Below are 16,808 nucleotides of genomic sequence, written 5' to 3'. Positions count from 1 at the left end.
AAAGGGTATAATAAAAACATAGTAAAAAATTATTTAAGGAGATGTTATTATGAGTTTAATGGATTACTTGGAACATAAAAGAAGAGAAAAAGAAAGACAAATCAAATGGGAAATTGCTAAACGTAAATACGAAGACGAAGCTAAAATTACATTAGGTACAGTTATCGGTGCTTCATTAGGATTAGCAGCTGGTTTATTATTAGCGCCTAAATCAGGTGAAGAAACTAGAAAAGATATCAAAAAATTTGCTGAAGAAACTAAGAAAACAGCAGTAAATAATTTTAACGATGCAGTAGACACTGTAAAGTTAACTGCAGATAATGTTACGGACAGCGTAAGAGACAAATATCAAGATTTCCAAGATAGGGGAATGACTGAATTAAATAGAGTTTCTGATCAATTTGACGAAGTTAAAAATGATTTAGGAGTTCTTGGTGAAGATCTTAAAGAAGTAGTTAAAAAAGACGCAAAAGATATCAAAGAAGATGTAAAAGATACTAAAGATCAAGTAAAAGATTCAGCAAAAAAAGTTGGAGATTCAGCTAAAAAAGTCGCAGAAGAAGCAAAAGAAGGCGCAGAAAAAACTGTAGAAGAAGGAAAAAAACAAGCAAAGAAAACTGCTGAAACTGCAAAAGAAGAAGCAAAAGAAGTAAAAAAAGAAATCAAAAAGTAGGTAAGAAATGATAGATGCTTTATATATATTTAAAATAATATTATATATTTGTTTATCTGGATTCTTAATTGCTTTAATCGTATTCTTATTAAAACTTACTGACCTAATCAAAAGCATAAAAGCTGTTTTGGCAGATAATAAAAAGGATATCGATAGATCAATTGGCGAAGTTCCACAAATCTTGGATAATGTATCAGGAATTACTAATAAAGCCGATAGATTAATTGGCGATGTTTCTCCAGATGTAAGAAATATTACAAATAATGTAAGTAACACTTTATCTCATGTGGAATCTGTTTCAAGCAATGTATCTAATACTGTAGATTATGTTGCAGAATCTGTAACAGATACTGCTACTAATATAAAATACGGATTTTTAAATTCTGCAGACTATGTTGGATCTGCAAGGGATATTATCAATTTCGTAAAAAGTTTAGCTAGAAGATAATTGAATAAAATTTTTTAAGCCAATCGGAGTATTTCTGATTGGCTTATTGTAAATTTTAAGTTTATTTTATTTCTATGAAAACAATTGTAAAAATGTTAAATTCCTATTGAAAAACGATTGAATTTTTGATATGCTATTAAGGAAAGATGGGATAGAATGAAAAAAATAAAAATTATCTCGAATCCATCGTCTGGGAGTCAAGCACATAGTAGAGATTTGACGAAACTAATTAATTATTTAATAGAAGATAATTTTGTGGTTCAACTTTTTAAAACAAAGAAGAAAAATGATGCTTACAATGAGGCATTTAACACATCTTCAGATGAGTGGGATTTGATAGTTATTTCTGGCGGAGATGGAACGGTTAATGAAGTTGTAAATGGAATTTGCGATAGCGAAAGTGATATTCCGATTACGATATATTCTACAGGTACAGTAAACGATTTCGCAACTTATCTAGACTTGCCATCAACACCTTACAAATTATATAGAATGATTAAAACGGGTAAAATCATAAAAAGCGACGTCGGAAAGATAAGTAATGATGATTCGCATAGATTTTTCATCAACGTTTTTGCAGTAGGAAATATTGCTTCTGTTAGTTATGTAACTGATAAGGCTCAAAAAGCGATTTTTGGTAGACTGGCCTATATTGTAGAAGGATTAAAAGAACTTCCAAATACATTGAATCAGCCTATGGAGTTGAAAATCAAAACTAAGGATGATTATTTAGAAGTTAAATCGCCTATAATGATTATTTCAAACTCGAATACTGTAGGTGGATTTGAAAATATTTGCCCACAAGCAAGAATCGATGATAAAAAATTAGATGTTTTGATTATTAAACATTCTCGTCTTAAAGAAGTTGCACAGATTATGATAGATGCTTTTAGTTCAAAGCATATCTACTCTGAAGATGTATTATATTTTCAAACTGATACTTTAACCATTGAATCATCACAGACTGTTCCAGGAGATGTTGATGGTGAATATGGTGGAAATTTACCAGTGAAAGTTGAGATTAATAACAAACCAATAAATATTTTAGTAAGGAGCGATTAAATGTCATCACCAACAATTAAAGATGTAGCAAAACTAGCTGGGGTTTCGATTTCTACAGTATCTAGAGTTATGAATGATTCTAAGCCTGTAAGCCCAGAAGCACGTAGAAAAGTTTTGGATGCAATCGAAAAACTTGATTTTAAGCCAAATGAATTGGCAAGATCTTTGGTAATGAAAAGATCCAATTTGATTGGCGTTGTAGTGAAAGATATCGGTATTCCATACATGGCACAAATTGTAAGAGGTGCCGAAGAAATTGGAAGAATGTACAAATACGATATACTTTTATCTTCTACATATGGCGATTTGGAACAAGAAAAAAAGATTATAGATTTCATGTTCACAAAGCAAGTGGAAGGAATAATTTTGATTTCAGAAGATATTGAGCCAGAGGTTATTTTTAAATTAAAGGATCAAACAGTTCCATATATTCAATTGGATAAGTTCTGGAATATAAAAGATGTTCATACTGTACAAATAGATTACAAAGAAGCTATGATAAATATGATTAATCATATTTATGATTTAGGTCACAAGAAAATTTTATTTGTAAAAGAAAATCAAGACACTGAAATTGGTCAAGAAAAATTAAAAGGATACAGACAAGCTTGTGATGATTTGAAATTAGAAAAATTTGAAATCTCATCAGAAGGAGTTTCTGTAAAAGATGGTTATGAAGCAGGAGATAAGATTTTCCAATTAAAAGAATTACAAGATATAACTTGTGTAAGTTTTAGTGAAGATGCACAAGCTATTGGATTTATAAATTATTGCTACGATAACAACAAAAAAGTTCCTGAAGATATTTCTGTATCCGGATTTGGAGATATACCAATGACAAGTATTTACAGACCAACTCTTACTACAGTTCAAGAACCTTATTATGATATTGGGGCAGTATCAATGAGAACTTTAGTAAAGGTCTTGAAAGAAAACAAAACTATTAATGAAAAAGCAATACTAGGTTCTCAAATAATGAAAAGAGAATCTGTAAAAGATATCAATTAAAATATTTTCCTGTTTAAAAAATCGAATAATAGGATATAAATAAAGTAGTCATAGGAGGATTATTATTATGGTAGAACAAAATGTTATAGTTAAAAATGAAACTGGTTTGCATGCTCGTCCAGCTGCATCATTGGTACAATTTGTAAAGAATTTTGATGGTAAAGTTGAGCTTATTAAAGACGGAAAAACAGCTAACGCTAAATCTATTTTCAACGTTATGGCTTTAGGTATTTCACAAGATACTGAAGTTACTGTTAGATTAGATGGCGAAAACGAAGAAGAAAATTTAAAAAAACTAGTTGAATTTATAGAAAATTTGGAAGACTAATTCAAGTAAGAATGTATAGCCGTCACTTTTGTGGCGGCTTTAGTTTATAAGGAGGTAATATGAGTTTAATTAAAGAAGGTATTATTGCAAGTGAGCAGATAGCTATTGGTAAAGTTAAACTTATGAGAAAACAGGAAGTTAAGATTAATACCGAAAAAATTTCTGACGAAGAAATTAAACTTCATGTAGATAAGTTTAATAAAGCTTTGGATGATTACAAAACAATTTTATCTGAGACTAAGGTTGATAATGATACACAAAAACAAGTTATCGAAGCTCATTTGAGTATGTTGGATGATCCTTTTTTATCAGAAACTGTTATCGGAAAAATTAACGAGAATAATTCAAGTGACAAAGCACTAACAGATACAATAGATGAAATGGTTGTGATGATGGAGTCTCTTGATAATGAGTATATGAGAGAAAGAGCTGCGGATTACAAGGATATAGGACAACAATTATTATACAAGATTAAAGGAATTGAATATCAAAAACTAGATTCGTTGGAACCTAATACTATTTTGGTTTCAAAAGAATTAACTCCTTACGAGACATCTATAATTGACAAAGATCATGTAGTAGGTTTTTTGATGGATTTAGGTGGGAAAACCGCTCATACATCAATTATTGCACAAACTTTAGGGATTGCTTGTCTTGTAGGAATGAAGGATATTACAGAACATGTTAAGGATTCCCAAACAGTTATTATAGATTCATTTAAGGGAATTTGTATAATTGATCCTGATGATAAAACTATTTCAGAATATAAGAATATAAAATCTGAATTAGATAATGAAAAATTAAGGCTCGAAGAAAATAGGCATAAAAAAGCTATTACTAAGGATGGAAAAGACATTGATGTAATGACTAATATTGGAAACATCGAAGATCTTGATAAAGGTTTAGAATCCGGGGCTGAGGGTGTTGGATTATTCAGAACAGAATTTTTGTATATGTACAATGACCATTTTCCAACTGAAGATGAACAATTTGAATCTTATAAAAAAGTTGTGGAAATTTTAGATGGAAAATCAGTAATTATAAGAACTTTGGACATAGGTGGAGATAAAGAACTTCCTTATTACAAATTCCCCAAAGAAGATAATCCATTTTTGGGTTGGAGAGCTTTGAGATTTTGCTTTGATATGAGAGATGTTTTTGATGCTCAAATTAAAGCTATTTTAAGAGCTTCTGCATTTGGAAAAATTAGAATAATGCTTCCTATGGTTATTTCGGTTGAAGAAATAGAGAATGCACTTGAAATCATAGAGAATAATAAAAAACAATTGAGAAAAGATAATATTGATTTTGATGAAAATATCGAAGTTGGAATCATGATCGAAACTCCAGCAAGTGTTATTGTCGCTGAAGATTTAATAGAATACGTCGATTTCTTTAGTATTGGAACTAATGATTTGACTCAATATATTTTGGCAAGCGACAGAGGTAATGAAAAAATTTCTAACCTATATAACACATATAATCCAGCGGTTTTAAGAGCTATAAAAAAAGTTATAGATGTAAGCCATGAACATGGAAAATGGACTGGAATGTGTGGTGGATTTGCTGGAGATACGAAGGCTACGAAACTTCTATTAGGTATGGGTTTAGATGAGTTTTCTGCACCTGCAGCATCAATTCCAAAAATCAAAGATATTATAGCTAACAATTCATTTGAAGATGCAAAAATTTATGCTGATGAAATTTTAAAATTGAAAAAAACTTCAGAAATTGAAAAGAAGATTTCTGAATAAATATTTTGTTTTTAAATTCTGATGTTTAATGATAAAATTGTATTGGTGATTATATGGAAATCAAAGATTTACAATTTTTTAAAGATAAAGATATTCACGATTGTGATTTGCGAGATGATAAATACATTGTAAATACTAATTCAGGCAAATATATTGTGGAAATATACGAAGGGGACTTGGAGTCTTTCTTGAATTTGAATAAAAGAAATAATAATTTATTGTATGAGCTAAACGACAAATTTACAAAGATTGAAGATAGTGGATTTGAAAATGGGCATACTTTTGTTATCAAGAAATACATTCAAAATCTTACAGAACAAATCAATCCAATAAAACAAATCGAACTTGGCAATGAAGTGGGAAAAGTTCTAAGAAAACTTCACGATAATAGCCAAATTGACGACGATACTACGTGGTCTAAGATTTTTAATTACAAAATCAATAATCTTATATACAATTATTCCATGACAAATTTCAGAGGTGAAAAGGACTATATAGTTTTTGATTATATCGAAAGTAATAGATATTTGATTGATTCAAGAAAGTTGAGTAACATTTATTTGTTTGATAATATAGGATCTATTTATGCAGACGATAACAATTTGAATTTTGTATCTAAAAATATCAGTTACATGGCAGATTCTTTCTATGAGTTCAGAAAAATCAATGAAGTAAATGAGAATAGCAGGATATTCTATTATTCATTATTAAAATCGTATTTTAATGGAAAAATTCCAAGATTATTTTACAGAATTCTTGCAATTTACTCTATATTGGATATATTGGAACCAAAATTGAACGAATCAAAAGAAGTTGATTTAACGCAAGAGTTTGATAGAATATTGAAAATATACAACGACTTTGATTGTATAATTCCTGTATGGATCAAGGAAACTGAAGAAAAAATAAAGGAGCTTGGTGATGAAGGTAAATTGTAAGTTCTGGTTTGAAGATGATAATGGTAAGAAATTTTTTGGAAAAGGAAATTATCTACTTTTAAAAGAAATAAACAAGACAAAATCTCTGAACAAAGCTTCAAAAAATCTCAAAATGAGTTACAGCAAAGCTTTTAATATTATTAAAAATAGCGAAAAAATTTATGGAGAAAAGTTCGTAGATACTGAAATTGGCGGAGCGCACGGTGGAGGTTCCACTTTGACTGATGCAGGAATCAAATTAATCGAAGAATATGAAAAAGCTATGTCAAATTTTAACAAAACAAGTAATAATTTAACAGAAGATATTACAAAATTTTTCTAAAATGCTTGTATTTTTTACAGAATAAGTGTAATATATATTTATCGAAGTGTCTAATAATTAAAATCTCAATGTTTAGCATTGAGATTTTATATTTGGATACTATTTTTAATTTATAAAAAGGAGATAAAATGAAAAAAGTAGTTTTAGCATTAGGTGGAAACGCTCTCGGAAATTCACCGGAAGAACAAATAAAAGCGGTTAGAAAAACCGCGGTATCCATAGTTGATTTGGTTGAAGACGGTAATGAGGTTATCGTTTGCCATGGTAATGGTCCACAAGTGGGTATGATAAATTTGGCTATGGAAACAGCTCACAATTCAAATTCACAAATTTCAAATATGCCATTTGCAGAATGTGTTGCAATGAGTCAAGGATACATAGGATATCATTTACAAAAGGCTATCAAAAATGAATTATCAAAAAGAAATATGAAAAATGCTGTGTCTACTATAGTTACACAAGTTAAAGTAGACAAGAACGATGAGGCTTTCTCTAATCCAACAAAACCAGTAGGACTATTTTACTCAAAAGAAGAATCTGAAAAGCTTGCCAAAGAAAGTGGCTATACTTTTAAAGAAGATGCAAACAGAGGCTACAGAAGAGTTGTTCCATCACCGAAACCAATTGACATTATCGAAAAAGAAGAAATCAATACTTTGATAAAAGAAGATTTCATTGTTATTGCTGGCGGGGGCGGAGGAATTCCTGTTATAGAAAATGATGGTCAATTAGAAGGAATAGGTGCTGTAATAGACAAGGATTTTACTTCTGAAAAATTAGCTGAAATTTCAGATGCAGATTTTTTAATCATTCTAACTGCTGTAGAAAAAGTATGTATTAATTACGGTAAAGAAAATGAAGAAGGATTGGATGAGTTAAACTTATCGAGAGCACACAAATTGATTGAAGAAAAACAATTTGCAGAAGGATCTATGCTTCCAAAAGTCAAGGCTTGCTTGAACTTCATTCAATCAGGTGATAACAAAATCGCTTTGATTACTTCTTTGGAAAAAGCAAAAGAGGGAATCAACGGTTTAACAGGAACTAGATTTGTAAAATAATAGTAGTACTTCCAAAACAAATTATGAAGTTGATTTGATTTTTGGAAGTATTTTTTTATTACTCTTTTAATTATTTCAAATTTAATATAAAATATACTTTAATGAAATTATAAAGGAGAGTGTATATGGAAAGTAAGTCGAATTCATTGTTTGATTATTATGGAAATCCTTCTTTGCTTAAATCATTTCCGATAGCTATGCAACATTTATTGGCAATGATTGTGGGTAATGCTTTGCCATCAATAGTCTTAGCAAGTGCTTTGAAATCAAGTGAGCATGCAATTACAGATGCACAAGCGATTTATTTGATTCAAGCTGGAATGTTTATTGCTGCAATAGCTACATTATTACAATTGTATCCAGTTTTAAAATTTGGTGCAAAATTACCAGTCATTATGGGTGTTAGTTTTGCTTATATTCCTGTTTTACTATCAATTGGAAAACAATATGGAATAGGAGCTGTTTATGCATCACAACTGATAGGTGGTATTGTAGCGATTTTCACGGGTATGTTTATTGGAAAAATAAGGAAATTTTTCCCACCGATTGTTTCTGGAACTGTTGTATTAACTATTGGGCTTAGTTTGTATTCAGTAGCTGTAAATTATATGTCAGGTGGAAATGGTCCAATGCAAGGTGAAATAAGAAACTGGGTTGTAGCGATTATAACTTTGTGTGTTGTTTTATTTTGCAATATGTTTATGAAAGGTTACATAAAATTAGCGGCAATTTTAGTTGGAATTATTGTAGGATATATAATATCATTATTTTTAGGCATGGTTAAATTTGACAATGTTGTTAATGCTTCTTGGTTTATGCTTCCACAAATTTATCCTTTTAAATTCCAATTCCATTTGGATGCTATCTTGACAATGTCAATTATGTATATCGTAAATTCTGTTCAAGCAGTAGGTGATTTAACGAGCACCACTATTGGTGGAATGGATCGTGAACCGACTGATGTGGAATTGTCTGGTGGTATCAAAGCAAATGGTCTTGTAAGTGTTATAGGTGCATTCATAGGAGCTCTTCCAACTGCAACTTATTCACAAAATGTTGGAATTGTATCTATGACAAAAGTAATAGCAAGAAAAGTTTTGTTGATTACTGCTAGCATGGTATTTATTTGTGGATTGATTCCAAAATTTGGGGCATTGATGCTTTCGGTTCCACAAGCTGTAATTGGTGGTGCGACTATATCTGTATTCGCACAAATCGCTATGAGTGGTATGAAGTTAATTACATCAAGCGAAATGAGCATTAGAAACACAACTATAGTTGGATTGGGTGTAGCACTTGGTATGGGAATAACACAAGTAGGACCAAACGCTGTGAGATATTTCCCACAATGGTTCAGAATGGTATTCACAGCATCACCAGTAGTCGTAGCAACATTGATTGTATTTTTCTTGAATATTATAATTCCAGAAAAAACATTAGAACAAGAAGAAAAAGAAAGAAATGAAATAGATTAAAAAATCCCTCGTAAGAGGGATTTTAATATTTCATATATTTTTTATCGATGTATCTTTTTAATACGAATGAAAGATGTGAATACAGAGTAAATCCTTTGTAGTATAATAGTGCTTTTTCATTTCCACAATATAAAATTTGCATAGGATCGGTGTCTGGAACATAAGATTCCAATTCTTCATTGTTTAGTGTATGTGCAATGTTTTTCATCAAAATAGGCGACTGCCTAATTGCATACACGCCTGCTTTTGGTAAATTAGGATATTTGTAGATACTTACACAGTCTCCAACAGCAAATATTTTGTCTGAAATTCTCATATATTCATCGGAAATTAAGAAGTTTTTATCGGTAGTATTTAGATTACCAAAATCAACATTAACACCACTAGAGCCGATGCACATAATCAATTTATCAAAATCAATATCTATTTCATCAATTGATGATACATTTTTGTTTTCATAAACTTTAATACCTTTTTTCTTTAATAATTTTCTAGCTTTCATATTAGCTTTGTCGCTAAAACCTTCCATATTCACGCTGCCTCTTGTTACAATAGACACATTTTTATCAGGATAAATAGTTTTCAACACAAAAGCTAGTTCCAATCCACTTGCGCCAGCTCCTAATATTAGGATATTTTTATCATTTTCTTTGATTTTTTCTTTCAAATCGATAATCGTATTAATAGGTTTAGAATTGATTACATTATCTCCTTTTCCAATTGTCTTTTGTGTAGCTCCTAAATTTATACTCAAATAATCGTAGTCTACAGTGTGATTTTCAGCTATTACCTTTTTGTTTTCATCGTCAATTTTTACGATTTTATCAAAAATTAATTCAGCGCCGTATTTTTCGCAAACTTTTCGTACATCAAAGCATATCTCATCATGAGAATATACTCCTTCCAAAAAACCAGTATACATACCAGAATAATATTGGTATTCGTTGTCTGTGATAACAGTAATTTTTATGTCGGGATATTTTTCTTTAATATTTTTGATTACAAAAATATGACCGTGACCGCAGCCACATAATACTAAGTGTTTCATTTTGTCTCCTTATTAATTTGATATTATTAATTATTTATATAATATCAGAAAATTTGACCAATGTTAAATTCATTTTTTAGTTTGACAATGCAGTTAATAATTGCTAATATTATATTGTATAGAAGGTATCTATATTTACACGATAACAACGTTTACGTTATTAAATAAACCATGAAAAAGTACGATAAAATTTTTTAATTGTAAGCAAATGTTATCATTAAAATTGAAGGAGGACATTATGTCAAAAGTTTACAAAAAAATAATTGCTTTATTTCTTTGTTTAAGTATGGTTTTTGCAACAGCTTGTGGTGGTGCTGGCAAAGATTCATCTGATAGCGGAAAATCTTCAGATAAAAACGACAAGAAAGAAAAAGTAAAAGTAACTATGGTTACTGACCAAGGTGGAATTAACGATAAATCTTTCAACCAATCAGCATATGAAGGATTTGAAAATGCTAAAAAAGAAGGATGGTTGGATTACAGATATATCGAATCACACAAAGAAGCAGAATATGCTCCAAATATGGAAACAGCATTGGATGATGAAAGCGATATAATATTTACAATTGGATATGCATTGTACAAAGCAACAGATGCTGCTGCAAAAGAAAACAAAGATCAAAAATATGCAATAATTGATAATGCAAATGTCGAAAAGAGACCAAATATGATTGGGGTTTTATTTGCAGATAACGAAAACTCATTCTTAGTTGGATACATCGCTGGTATGACAACTAAAACAAACAAAGTTGGTTTTGTTGGCGGTATGAAGAGTGATGTAATCGATAGATTTGAATACGGATTCAAAGCAGGTGTTAAAGAAGCTGAAAGACAAAAGAAACAACCTATTGAATTCCAATCACAATATGCTGATAGTTATGCTGCACCAGATAAAGGTAAATCTATTGCTAACTTAATGTATCAAAAAGGCGTAGATGTTATATTCCATGCAGCAGGTGGTACTGGATATGGTGTTATTCAAGCTGCTATCGACAATAACAAATACGTTATTGGTGTTGACAGAGACCAATCAGCAGATGCTCCTAAAAACATGTTAGTTTCTACAGTTAAAGGTGTTAATGTTGCTGTTCAAACAATCTCAAAAGATCTTAAAGATGGTAAGTTTGAAGGTGGAAGTACAGTAACTTATTCATTAAAAGATGGAGATGCTGTAGATATTGCTTACGCAAACAATGATTTAGTAGCAAAAGATGTTAAAGACAAAGTTGAAAGCTTAAAGAATGATATCAAAGAAGGAAAAATCAAAGTTCCACAAAACGAAAAAGAATTTAAAGAATTCGGATTTGATAAATAAGGTTGAGAACAGGGATTGAAAAATCCCTGTTTTTATAACTGTTTTTAAAAATGAAAGGGAAAAACATGAACGATGAAAAAAATATTGTTGTGGATTTAAAAGATATATCAAAATCTTTTGGCAGCAATAAAGTACTTGATAATGTAAATTTCAGTCTTCATGAAGGAGAGGTTCATGCTTTGTTGGGAGAAAACGGAGCTGGAAAAACAACTCTAATGAACATACTATACGGGTTGTATGAGCCCACATCAGGAAGCGTTACAGTAAAAGGAAAAACTTTTGATCAAATGACTCCTAAATTAGCAATACAAACTGGAATAGGAATGGTTCATCAACATTTTATGCTTATAGAACCATTTACGGTATATCAAAATATTGTTTTAGGAAAAGAAATAACAAGTAATGGTGGATTTCTAGACAACAAAAAATCTATCGAAGAGGTAAAAGCATTATCAGAAAAATACGGATTGACGATTGATCCAGAAGCAAAAGTTTCTGATATCTCAGTAGGAATGCAACAAAGAGTTGAAATCTTAAAATGTCTATATCGTGGAGCGGATATTTTGATATTTGACGAGCCTACGGCGGTTTTAACTCCACAAGAGATAGATGATTTTATAAAAATAGTAAAAAATCTTACTGAATTAGGCAAATCCATAATAATAATTACGCATAAATTATCTGAAATCAAAGCTATGGCTGATTACTGTACTGTAATTAGACGTGGTAAATTTATCGATAAGTTAAATGTAAAAGAAATAGATGAAAATATTTTAGCGGAAAAAATGGTTGGTCGTGATGTAAGATTTAATGTTGAAAAACAAGACCAAGAACCAGGGGAAGTTGTCTTAGATATTAAAGATTTAGTCGTAAAAGACTCCAGAAACATTGACGTTGTAAAGAAATTAAATCTTCAAGTTAGAAGAGGAGAAATTGTTGGTGTTGCTGGTGTAGATGGTAATGGACAATCGGAATTAATTGAAGCGATTACTGGTCTAAGGAAAATAGAATCAGGAACTGTTACATTAAAAGGAAAAGACATCACAAATCATTCTCCACGCGAAATCATTGATTCGGGAATGAACACAATTCCAGAAGACAGACAAAAACACGGACTCATATTAGATTATTCTATTGCTGACAATTTGATATTGGAAAATGTAAAAAAGAAACCTTTTAGTAAAGGGTTAAAGTTAGATTTTAATGCCATTAATGAAAATGCAAAACAATTAATCGAAAAATTTGACATCAGACCAAATGATTATCATCAAAAAACTAAGAATTTGTCAGGTGGTAACCAACAAAAAGTAATTATAGCAAGAGAAATTTCTAACAATCCTGATTTATTAATAGCAGCTCAACCTACAAGAGGACTTGATGTTGGAGCAATAGAATTTATTCACAAATATTTAGTAGATCAAAGAAACAAAAATAAAGCGGTATTGTTAGTATCGTTTGAATTGGATGAAGTAATGGATTTATCAGATAATATAGCTGTTATTTTCGACGGTAAAATTGTCGGAGAAAAACCATCAAACCAAACTAATGAAATGGAACTTGGTAGATTAATGGCTGGAGGTGTTGTAGATGAAAAATAGCAATGAAAAAATTTCAATATTCACAAAATACAACAAGCTATTCTTCATGCTTTTATCTATTGTAATTGGTCTTTTGGTTGGCGCATTAGCATTAATATTAGCTGGATATAATCCACTAGAAGCATACAAACTAATGCTTGAGGGTGTTTTTAAAAGGCCTAAAAATGTCGGTTGGACAATTGTAAATGCCATTCCGATAATATTTACAGGTCTTGGTGTTGCATTCGCCTTCAAAACAGGTTTATTCAATATCGGTGCAGAAGGTCAATATATAGTTGGAACAATGGTAGCATTTATTTTAGGATATAATCTTCATTTACCAGCTTTTATTCACGTTCCTGTAGTAATTATTGTAGGTATGTTAGCCGGTGCTGCTTTCGGTGCATTAGCTGGATTTTTGAAGGCAAAATTCGGCATTCATGAAGTTATATCTACGATAATGCTTAACTGGATAGCTTTTTATTTTAATAATATGGTTGCAAATTATCCAAAATTCAAAGCACCTAACTCAATGGGAACACATGAAGTTCAAGAAACTGCAAAAATAACATTATTGCAAAATGCAAAAGGACTTCCAAAAGCGGTCGATAATTTCTTCAAAGCACCTATTCACTTAGGATTAATATTAGCGATTGTGGCAGCAATATTGCTATGGTATATTTTGAAGAAAACAAACTTAGGATATGAATTAAAAGCGGTTGGTCTAAACCAAGATGCAGCAAAATATGGTGGAATTAATGTCAATAAAAAATTAACATTATCTATGGCTATTAGTGGAGCAGTGTGTGCACTTGGTGGAATTACACAAGTATTAGGATACAGATACACAATCTCAGCATTATCTAGTATGGAAAATTTTGGTTTTGATGGATTGGCTGTTAGTTTGCTTGCAAATAATAACCCAATAGGATGCATTTTCTCGGGATTGTTTTTCGGTGGATTGAAATATAGTGGGGCAAACGTTCAAAGAGTTTTGCATGCTCCAACTGAGATGATTAACATTATAATGGGAACAATTATTTTGTTTACAGCAATTCCGTTGATGTTCAGAATAATTAAATCTAGATTTAAAAACAAAGGAGGCAAATAATGAACTTAGTACTTTTAGGATTAGTAATAGGTAATACATTAATCAACGCAACTCCTATTTTATACGCTGGATTGGGTGGTATGGTTTCTGAAAAATCAGGAGTTACAAACATTGGACTTGAAGGTATGATGACAATAGGCGCATTAATTGCAGCAACTGTCGGTTATTACACTCATAATCCATGGTTAGCATTCTTATGTGGTGGTCTTAGCGGAATGGTATTTGCATTAATCCACGCAATTGTTTCAATAACATTTGCTGGAGATCAAACAATTTCAGCAATTGCTATAAACTATTTGGGACCTGGTGTTGCATTATTTGTATCTAGAATATTTTTTGATGGAGCAACTCAAACTAAACCAATAGAACCACAATATAAAATCCCACTTATCTTTGATGGAATACAAAATAAATTCTTGGCAAATATAATTTCATTGCCAGCTACTGTTTATTTGGTATTTGTTTTAGTATGTTTGATTTATATATTTATGTACAAAACAAAATGGGGAATGAGATTGATAGCTGTTGGAGAACATCCAAAAGCAGCAGAAACTTTGAATATAAATGTATTTTTCGTTAGATATATGGCGGTTTTATTCTCAGGATTTATGGCTGGATTAGGTGGAGCTACAATGTCAATTTCTCTTGTATCTTCATTCTTCCCTGCATTAGTTGCTGGTCAAGGGTTCATAGCTTTGGTTACAGTAATATTTGGTAAATGGACTCCCCAAGGTGTTATGTTAGCGGCATTATTCTTCGGATTTGCTCAATCAGTATCAGTAGTATTGGGAGGAACAAATCTTCCAATACCTTCAGAATTGATATCCATGATTCCATATGTCGCAACGTTAGTTGTACTAATATTATTTGGAGGAAAAACAAAAGCACCTACAGCAGATGGAGTTCCATATTTGAAAGACGATATAGCAATTTAAAATAATCAAAAAAGGTAGTGTGAATTTCACACTACCTTTTAAATTTATAACTACACTAAATGACGTTCTACATAAAAACTCAAAATTTTTCCATCATAAGAAATGATTCCAGAATCAACCATTGAGCCAAGAAGATTTATATCATTATAATCAGATTCCCAACCCAATAAATTCGCGTAATAATCTTCGATTTGAGGAGATCTTCTTACATTAATAAGTCTTTTCATATCTTCAAGATGTTGAGGAGTTTTTGTTGGAATTCCTTCAGCAATTATAATTAACTTATCGTCTTTGAACTCTGAATCTATTCTTATACTTTTTGTGTCATACATGAAAAAATAACTTAAAATTTCTGACACGATTAATTTTGCTTTTTTTTCTTCGTTACTAATCATCGTTTTTCAACCTCACTCTCATTAAGAAATTATCCATTTCACTAAAAACAGGAACTAATATTCCTGCTACAAATCCGCCTGAAAATCCATTGTTGTACAAATTAACACCACCATGAACAACTCCTATGTTTAAAACCATAGCCATGTGCAAAAATCCGGCTAAAACTCCTCTAAAAAATCCAAACTCACCAGCAATCGGGGCAAGAGTAGTTCCAAATAAGGCTGCTAAAAGACTTGAAGTAGATAGTGGATTAAAAGTATTTAAAATTGAAGCTAGAAAAACTCCAACTAAAATTGGTATAGTGTTTTTAGGGTGCTTACCAAATGCAGAAAATCCTGTAACAGTAAAAATTCCGCCTATTATTGGTCCGCTTATGTTACCGCCTACAATAATGATGTATGTCGTGGCTATTAGCCCCATGATGCCCATATTAATCATAGTTTGATATAAACCATCAAGTGATATAAAATCAGTCGCTAATCTACCAGAATTGTACATTATGTTTTCATATCCATGAAAAGACATATTATTCTTTATAAATCCTAACAAAAATATAGCTATGAAAAGCAAATACAAAAATATAATAATTCTGATATCATTTGTCGGATATACCACATTAACTGATTTTATAGTAACATTGAACATTCTTAAAATTCCTACATAAAGCATGCCGACAATTCCTGCTGTAAATCCCATGTTGTACAAATTATAACCTTGGTGAAATCTTAAAAAAGCTCCTGAAAGTGGTACCATAATTATACCTATGCTTATTCCTACAAGATAACTTACTATGATTGAATGAACAGGGGATAGACTAGAATTAAACGCTATTTCACTAATCAAAGGGCCCAATGCGCTTCCAAACAAAGCTGGAAGTATTACAGATGCTTTTGATGTGTTTTCGATTTTCGAATAAATCAAGACTCCAATAGTTATTGGGATTGTATTGAAAATATTTTTACCGAAAAAAGCAAATCCGGTCATTGTAAAAATAGCTGCGACTCCTGGTCCAGAAATAACAACCTTAAAATTTTGTGATAAAAGAGTTGACAATAAACAAATCAAACCTGCATTAAAAAACGCAGCTCCAATATTTGCCAAATACATATAGTCTGTAATTAAAGTGCATGGACTTTTAATTATAGTTATCAAACCATTAAAAATTTCTGTGGGAGAATTAAATAAGAATGCTACGACCATCAGCAAACCTGCCAATATGTAGAGAAGCTTATAAATTCCCATCGAGTGAAAAACTTTTTCTTTCATAAGACCTCCATTTATAATTTAGTATATTTTATTATAAAGAAGTACAATTTTCAACAAAAAAGGAGCGATATTATCATATCACTCCAAAATA

General features: G+C 30.9%; 17 protein-coding genes. 14 read left to right on the top strand and 3 right to left on the bottom strand.

Translation table 11 applies throughout. The annotated features are described in order from the left end of the window. Positions 1 to 49 precede the first annotated feature (49 nt). The 10 genes from FMG_RS05420 to FMG_RS05375 all read left to right on the top strand — a co-directional run bounded on the left by FMG_RS05420 (position 50) and on the right by FMG_RS05375 (position 9,069). Entirely contained in the window at positions 50 to 673 is a 624-nt protein-coding gene (locus FMG_RS05420) for a YtxH domain-containing protein (RefSeq protein ID WP_012290781.1), read from the top strand. Positions 674 to 680: 7 nt separating this feature from the next. Continuing rightward, on the top strand, positions 681 to 1,121 hold the full coding sequence (locus FMG_RS05415; protein ID WP_002837755.1) for a hypothetical protein: 441 nt from the start codon (positions 681 to 683) through the stop codon (positions 1,119 to 1,121). 156 nt (positions 1,122 to 1,277) lie between these two features. Next, a complete protein-coding gene (locus FMG_RS05410; RefSeq protein ID WP_012290780.1) occupies positions 1,278 to 2,183 on the top strand; it encodes a diacylglycerol/lipid kinase family protein in 906 nt (301 codons plus the stop codon). Then, positions 2,184 to 3,191: a LacI family DNA-binding transcriptional regulator gene (locus tag FMG_RS05405; protein WP_012290779.1), complete on the top strand. Its 1,008-nt coding sequence runs from the start codon at positions 2,184 to 2,186 to the stop codon at positions 3,189 to 3,191. It abuts the gene before it with no gap. Between the two features lie 67 nt (positions 3,192 to 3,258). Then, complete coding sequence (locus FMG_RS05400) at positions 3,259 to 3,519, top strand: HPr family phosphocarrier protein (protein WP_002836732.1); 261 nt, start codon at positions 3,259 to 3,261, stop codon at positions 3,517 to 3,519. 59 nt (positions 3,520 to 3,578) lie between these two features. Then, positions 3,579 to 5,273, top strand: a complete 1,695-nt coding sequence (gene ptsP / locus FMG_RS05395; RefSeq protein ID WP_012290778.1) for a phosphoenolpyruvate--protein phosphotransferase — start codon at positions 3,579 to 3,581, stop codon at positions 5,271 to 5,273. A gap of 53 nt (positions 5,274 to 5,326) precedes the next feature. After that, positions 5,327 to 6,211 (top strand): hypothetical protein, encoded by an 885-nt coding sequence (locus tag FMG_RS05390; protein ID WP_002837782.1) that lies wholly within the window; start codon positions 5,327 to 5,329, stop codon positions 6,209 to 6,211. After that, positions 6,195 to 6,533: a winged helix-turn-helix domain-containing protein gene (locus FMG_RS05385; protein WP_012290777.1), complete on the top strand. Its 339-nt coding sequence runs from the start codon at positions 6,195 to 6,197 to the stop codon at positions 6,531 to 6,533. The genes FMG_RS05390 and FMG_RS05385 overlap by 17 nt, the downstream gene beginning before the upstream one ends. Positions 6,534 to 6,661: 128 nt before the next feature. Further along, positions 6,662 to 7,594 (top strand): carbamate kinase, encoded by a 933-nt coding sequence (gene arcC / locus FMG_RS05380; protein WP_012290776.1) that lies wholly within the window; start codon positions 6,662 to 6,664, stop codon positions 7,592 to 7,594. Positions 7,595 to 7,719: 125 nt separating this feature from the next. Next, positions 7,720 to 9,069, top strand: a complete 1,350-nt coding sequence (locus tag FMG_RS05375; protein WP_012290775.1) for a uracil-xanthine permease family protein — start codon at positions 7,720 to 7,722, stop codon at positions 9,067 to 9,069. A 22-nt stretch (positions 9,070 to 9,091) separates the two neighbouring features. On the opposite strand, the gene FMG_RS05370 is transcribed toward FMG_RS05375, so the two are convergent. Then, positions 9,092 to 10,117 carry an NAD(P)/FAD-dependent oxidoreductase gene (locus tag FMG_RS05370; RefSeq protein WP_012290774.1) on the bottom strand — a complete coding sequence of 342 codons (1,026 nt, stop codon included), beginning with the start codon at positions 10,115 to 10,117 and terminating at the stop codon, positions 9,092 to 9,094. Positions 10,118 to 10,355: 238 nt separating this feature from the next. On the opposite strand from FMG_RS05370, the gene FMG_RS05365 reads away from it, so the two are divergent. The 4 genes from FMG_RS05365 to FMG_RS05350 all read left to right on the top strand — a co-directional run bounded on the left by FMG_RS05365 (position 10,356) and on the right by FMG_RS05350 (position 15,055). Next, positions 10,356 to 11,432, top strand: a complete 1,077-nt coding sequence (locus tag FMG_RS05365) for a BMP family lipoprotein (RefSeq protein ID WP_012290773.1) — start codon at positions 10,356 to 10,358, stop codon at positions 11,430 to 11,432. A gap of 65 nt (positions 11,433 to 11,497) precedes the next feature. After that, positions 11,498 to 13,030, top strand: a complete 1,533-nt coding sequence (locus FMG_RS05360; RefSeq protein ID WP_002840308.1) for an ABC transporter ATP-binding protein — start codon at positions 11,498 to 11,500, stop codon at positions 13,028 to 13,030. Then, on the top strand, positions 13,020 to 14,120 hold the full coding sequence (locus FMG_RS05355) for an ABC transporter permease (RefSeq protein WP_012290772.1): 1,101 nt from the start codon (positions 13,020 to 13,022) through the stop codon (positions 14,118 to 14,120). Before FMG_RS05360 ends, FMG_RS05355 begins: the two co-directional genes overlap by 11 nt. Next, positions 14,120 to 15,055, top strand: coding sequence for an ABC transporter permease (locus FMG_RS05350; RefSeq protein WP_012290771.1), 936 nt, complete (start codon positions 14,120 to 14,122; stop codon positions 15,053 to 15,055). Before FMG_RS05355 ends, FMG_RS05350 begins: the two co-directional genes overlap by 1 nt. 50 nt (positions 15,056 to 15,105) lie before the next feature. On the opposite strand, the gene FMG_RS05345 is transcribed toward FMG_RS05350, so the two are convergent. Then, positions 15,106 to 15,450 (bottom strand): hypothetical protein, encoded by a 345-nt coding sequence (locus tag FMG_RS05345; protein ID WP_002837793.1) that lies wholly within the window; start codon positions 15,448 to 15,450, stop codon positions 15,106 to 15,108. Continuing rightward, a complete protein-coding gene (locus FMG_RS05340; RefSeq protein ID WP_012290770.1) occupies positions 15,443 to 16,717 on the bottom strand; it encodes a DUF1576 domain-containing protein in 1,275 nt (424 codons plus the stop codon). Before FMG_RS05340 ends, FMG_RS05345 begins: the two co-directional genes overlap by 8 nt. Positions 16,718 to 16,808: the final 91 nt, after the last annotated feature.

Origin of the sequence: Finegoldia magna ATCC 29328 (assembly GCF_000010185.1) — a bacterium.
GTDB lineage: Bacteria > Bacillota > Clostridia > Tissierellales > Peptoniphilaceae > Finegoldia > Finegoldia magna_H.
Note: the sequence above shows the minus strand (reverse complement) of the source record. Positions and strands in the feature narration are given on the sequence as shown.

Bases quoted from the DNA above. Each gene is read 5' to 3' on its own strand.
- FMG_RS05405 (WP_012290779.1), top strand. From the start codon at position 2,184: ATGTCATCACCAACAATTAAAGATGTAGCAAAACTAGCTGGGGTTTCG.
- ptsP (WP_012290778.1), top strand. From the start codon at position 3,579: ATGAGTTTAATTAAAGAAGGTATTATTGCAAGTGAGCAGATAGCTATT.
- FMG_RS05360 (WP_002840308.1), top strand. From the start codon at position 11,498: ATGAACGATGAAAAAAATATTGTTGTGGATTTAAAAGATATATCAAAA.
- FMG_RS05365 (WP_012290773.1), top strand. From the start codon at position 10,356: ATGTCAAAAGTTTACAAAAAAATAATTGCTTTATTTCTTTGTTTAAGT.
- FMG_RS05400 (WP_002836732.1), top strand. From the start codon at position 3,259: ATGGTAGAACAAAATGTTATAGTTAAAAATGAAACTGGTTTGCATGCT.
- FMG_RS05420 (WP_012290781.1), top strand. From the start codon at position 50: ATGAGTTTAATGGATTACTTGGAACATAAAAGAAGAGAAAAAGAAAGA.
- FMG_RS05415 (WP_002837755.1), top strand. From the start codon at position 681: ATGATAGATGCTTTATATATATTTAAAATAATATTATATATTTGTTTA.
- FMG_RS05340 (WP_012290770.1), bottom strand. From the start codon at position 16,717: ATGAAAGAAAAAGTTTTTCACTCGATGGGAATTTATAAGCTTCTCTAC.
- FMG_RS05375 (WP_012290775.1), top strand. From the start codon at position 7,720: ATGGAAAGTAAGTCGAATTCATTGTTTGATTATTATGGAAATCCTTCT.
- FMG_RS05345 (WP_002837793.1), bottom strand. From the start codon at position 15,450: ATGATTAGTAACGAAGAAAAAAAAGCAAAATTAATCGTGTCAGAAATT.
- arcC (WP_012290776.1), top strand. From the start codon at position 6,662: ATGAAAAAAGTAGTTTTAGCATTAGGTGGAAACGCTCTCGGAAATTCA.
- FMG_RS05390 (WP_002837782.1), top strand. From the start codon at position 5,327: ATGGAAATCAAAGATTTACAATTTTTTAAAGATAAAGATATTCACGAT.
- FMG_RS05355 (WP_012290772.1), top strand. From the start codon at position 13,020: ATGAAAAATAGCAATGAAAAAATTTCAATATTCACAAAATACAACAAG.
- FMG_RS05385 (WP_012290777.1), top strand. From the start codon at position 6,195: ATGAAGGTAAATTGTAAGTTCTGGTTTGAAGATGATAATGGTAAGAAA.
- FMG_RS05370 (WP_012290774.1), bottom strand. From the start codon at position 10,117: ATGAAACACTTAGTATTATGTGGCTGCGGTCACGGTCATATTTTTGTA.
- FMG_RS05410 (WP_012290780.1), top strand. From the start codon at position 1,278: ATGAAAAAAATAAAAATTATCTCGAATCCATCGTCTGGGAGTCAAGCA.
- FMG_RS05350 (WP_012290771.1), top strand. From the start codon at position 14,120: ATGAACTTAGTACTTTTAGGATTAGTAATAGGTAATACATTAATCAAC.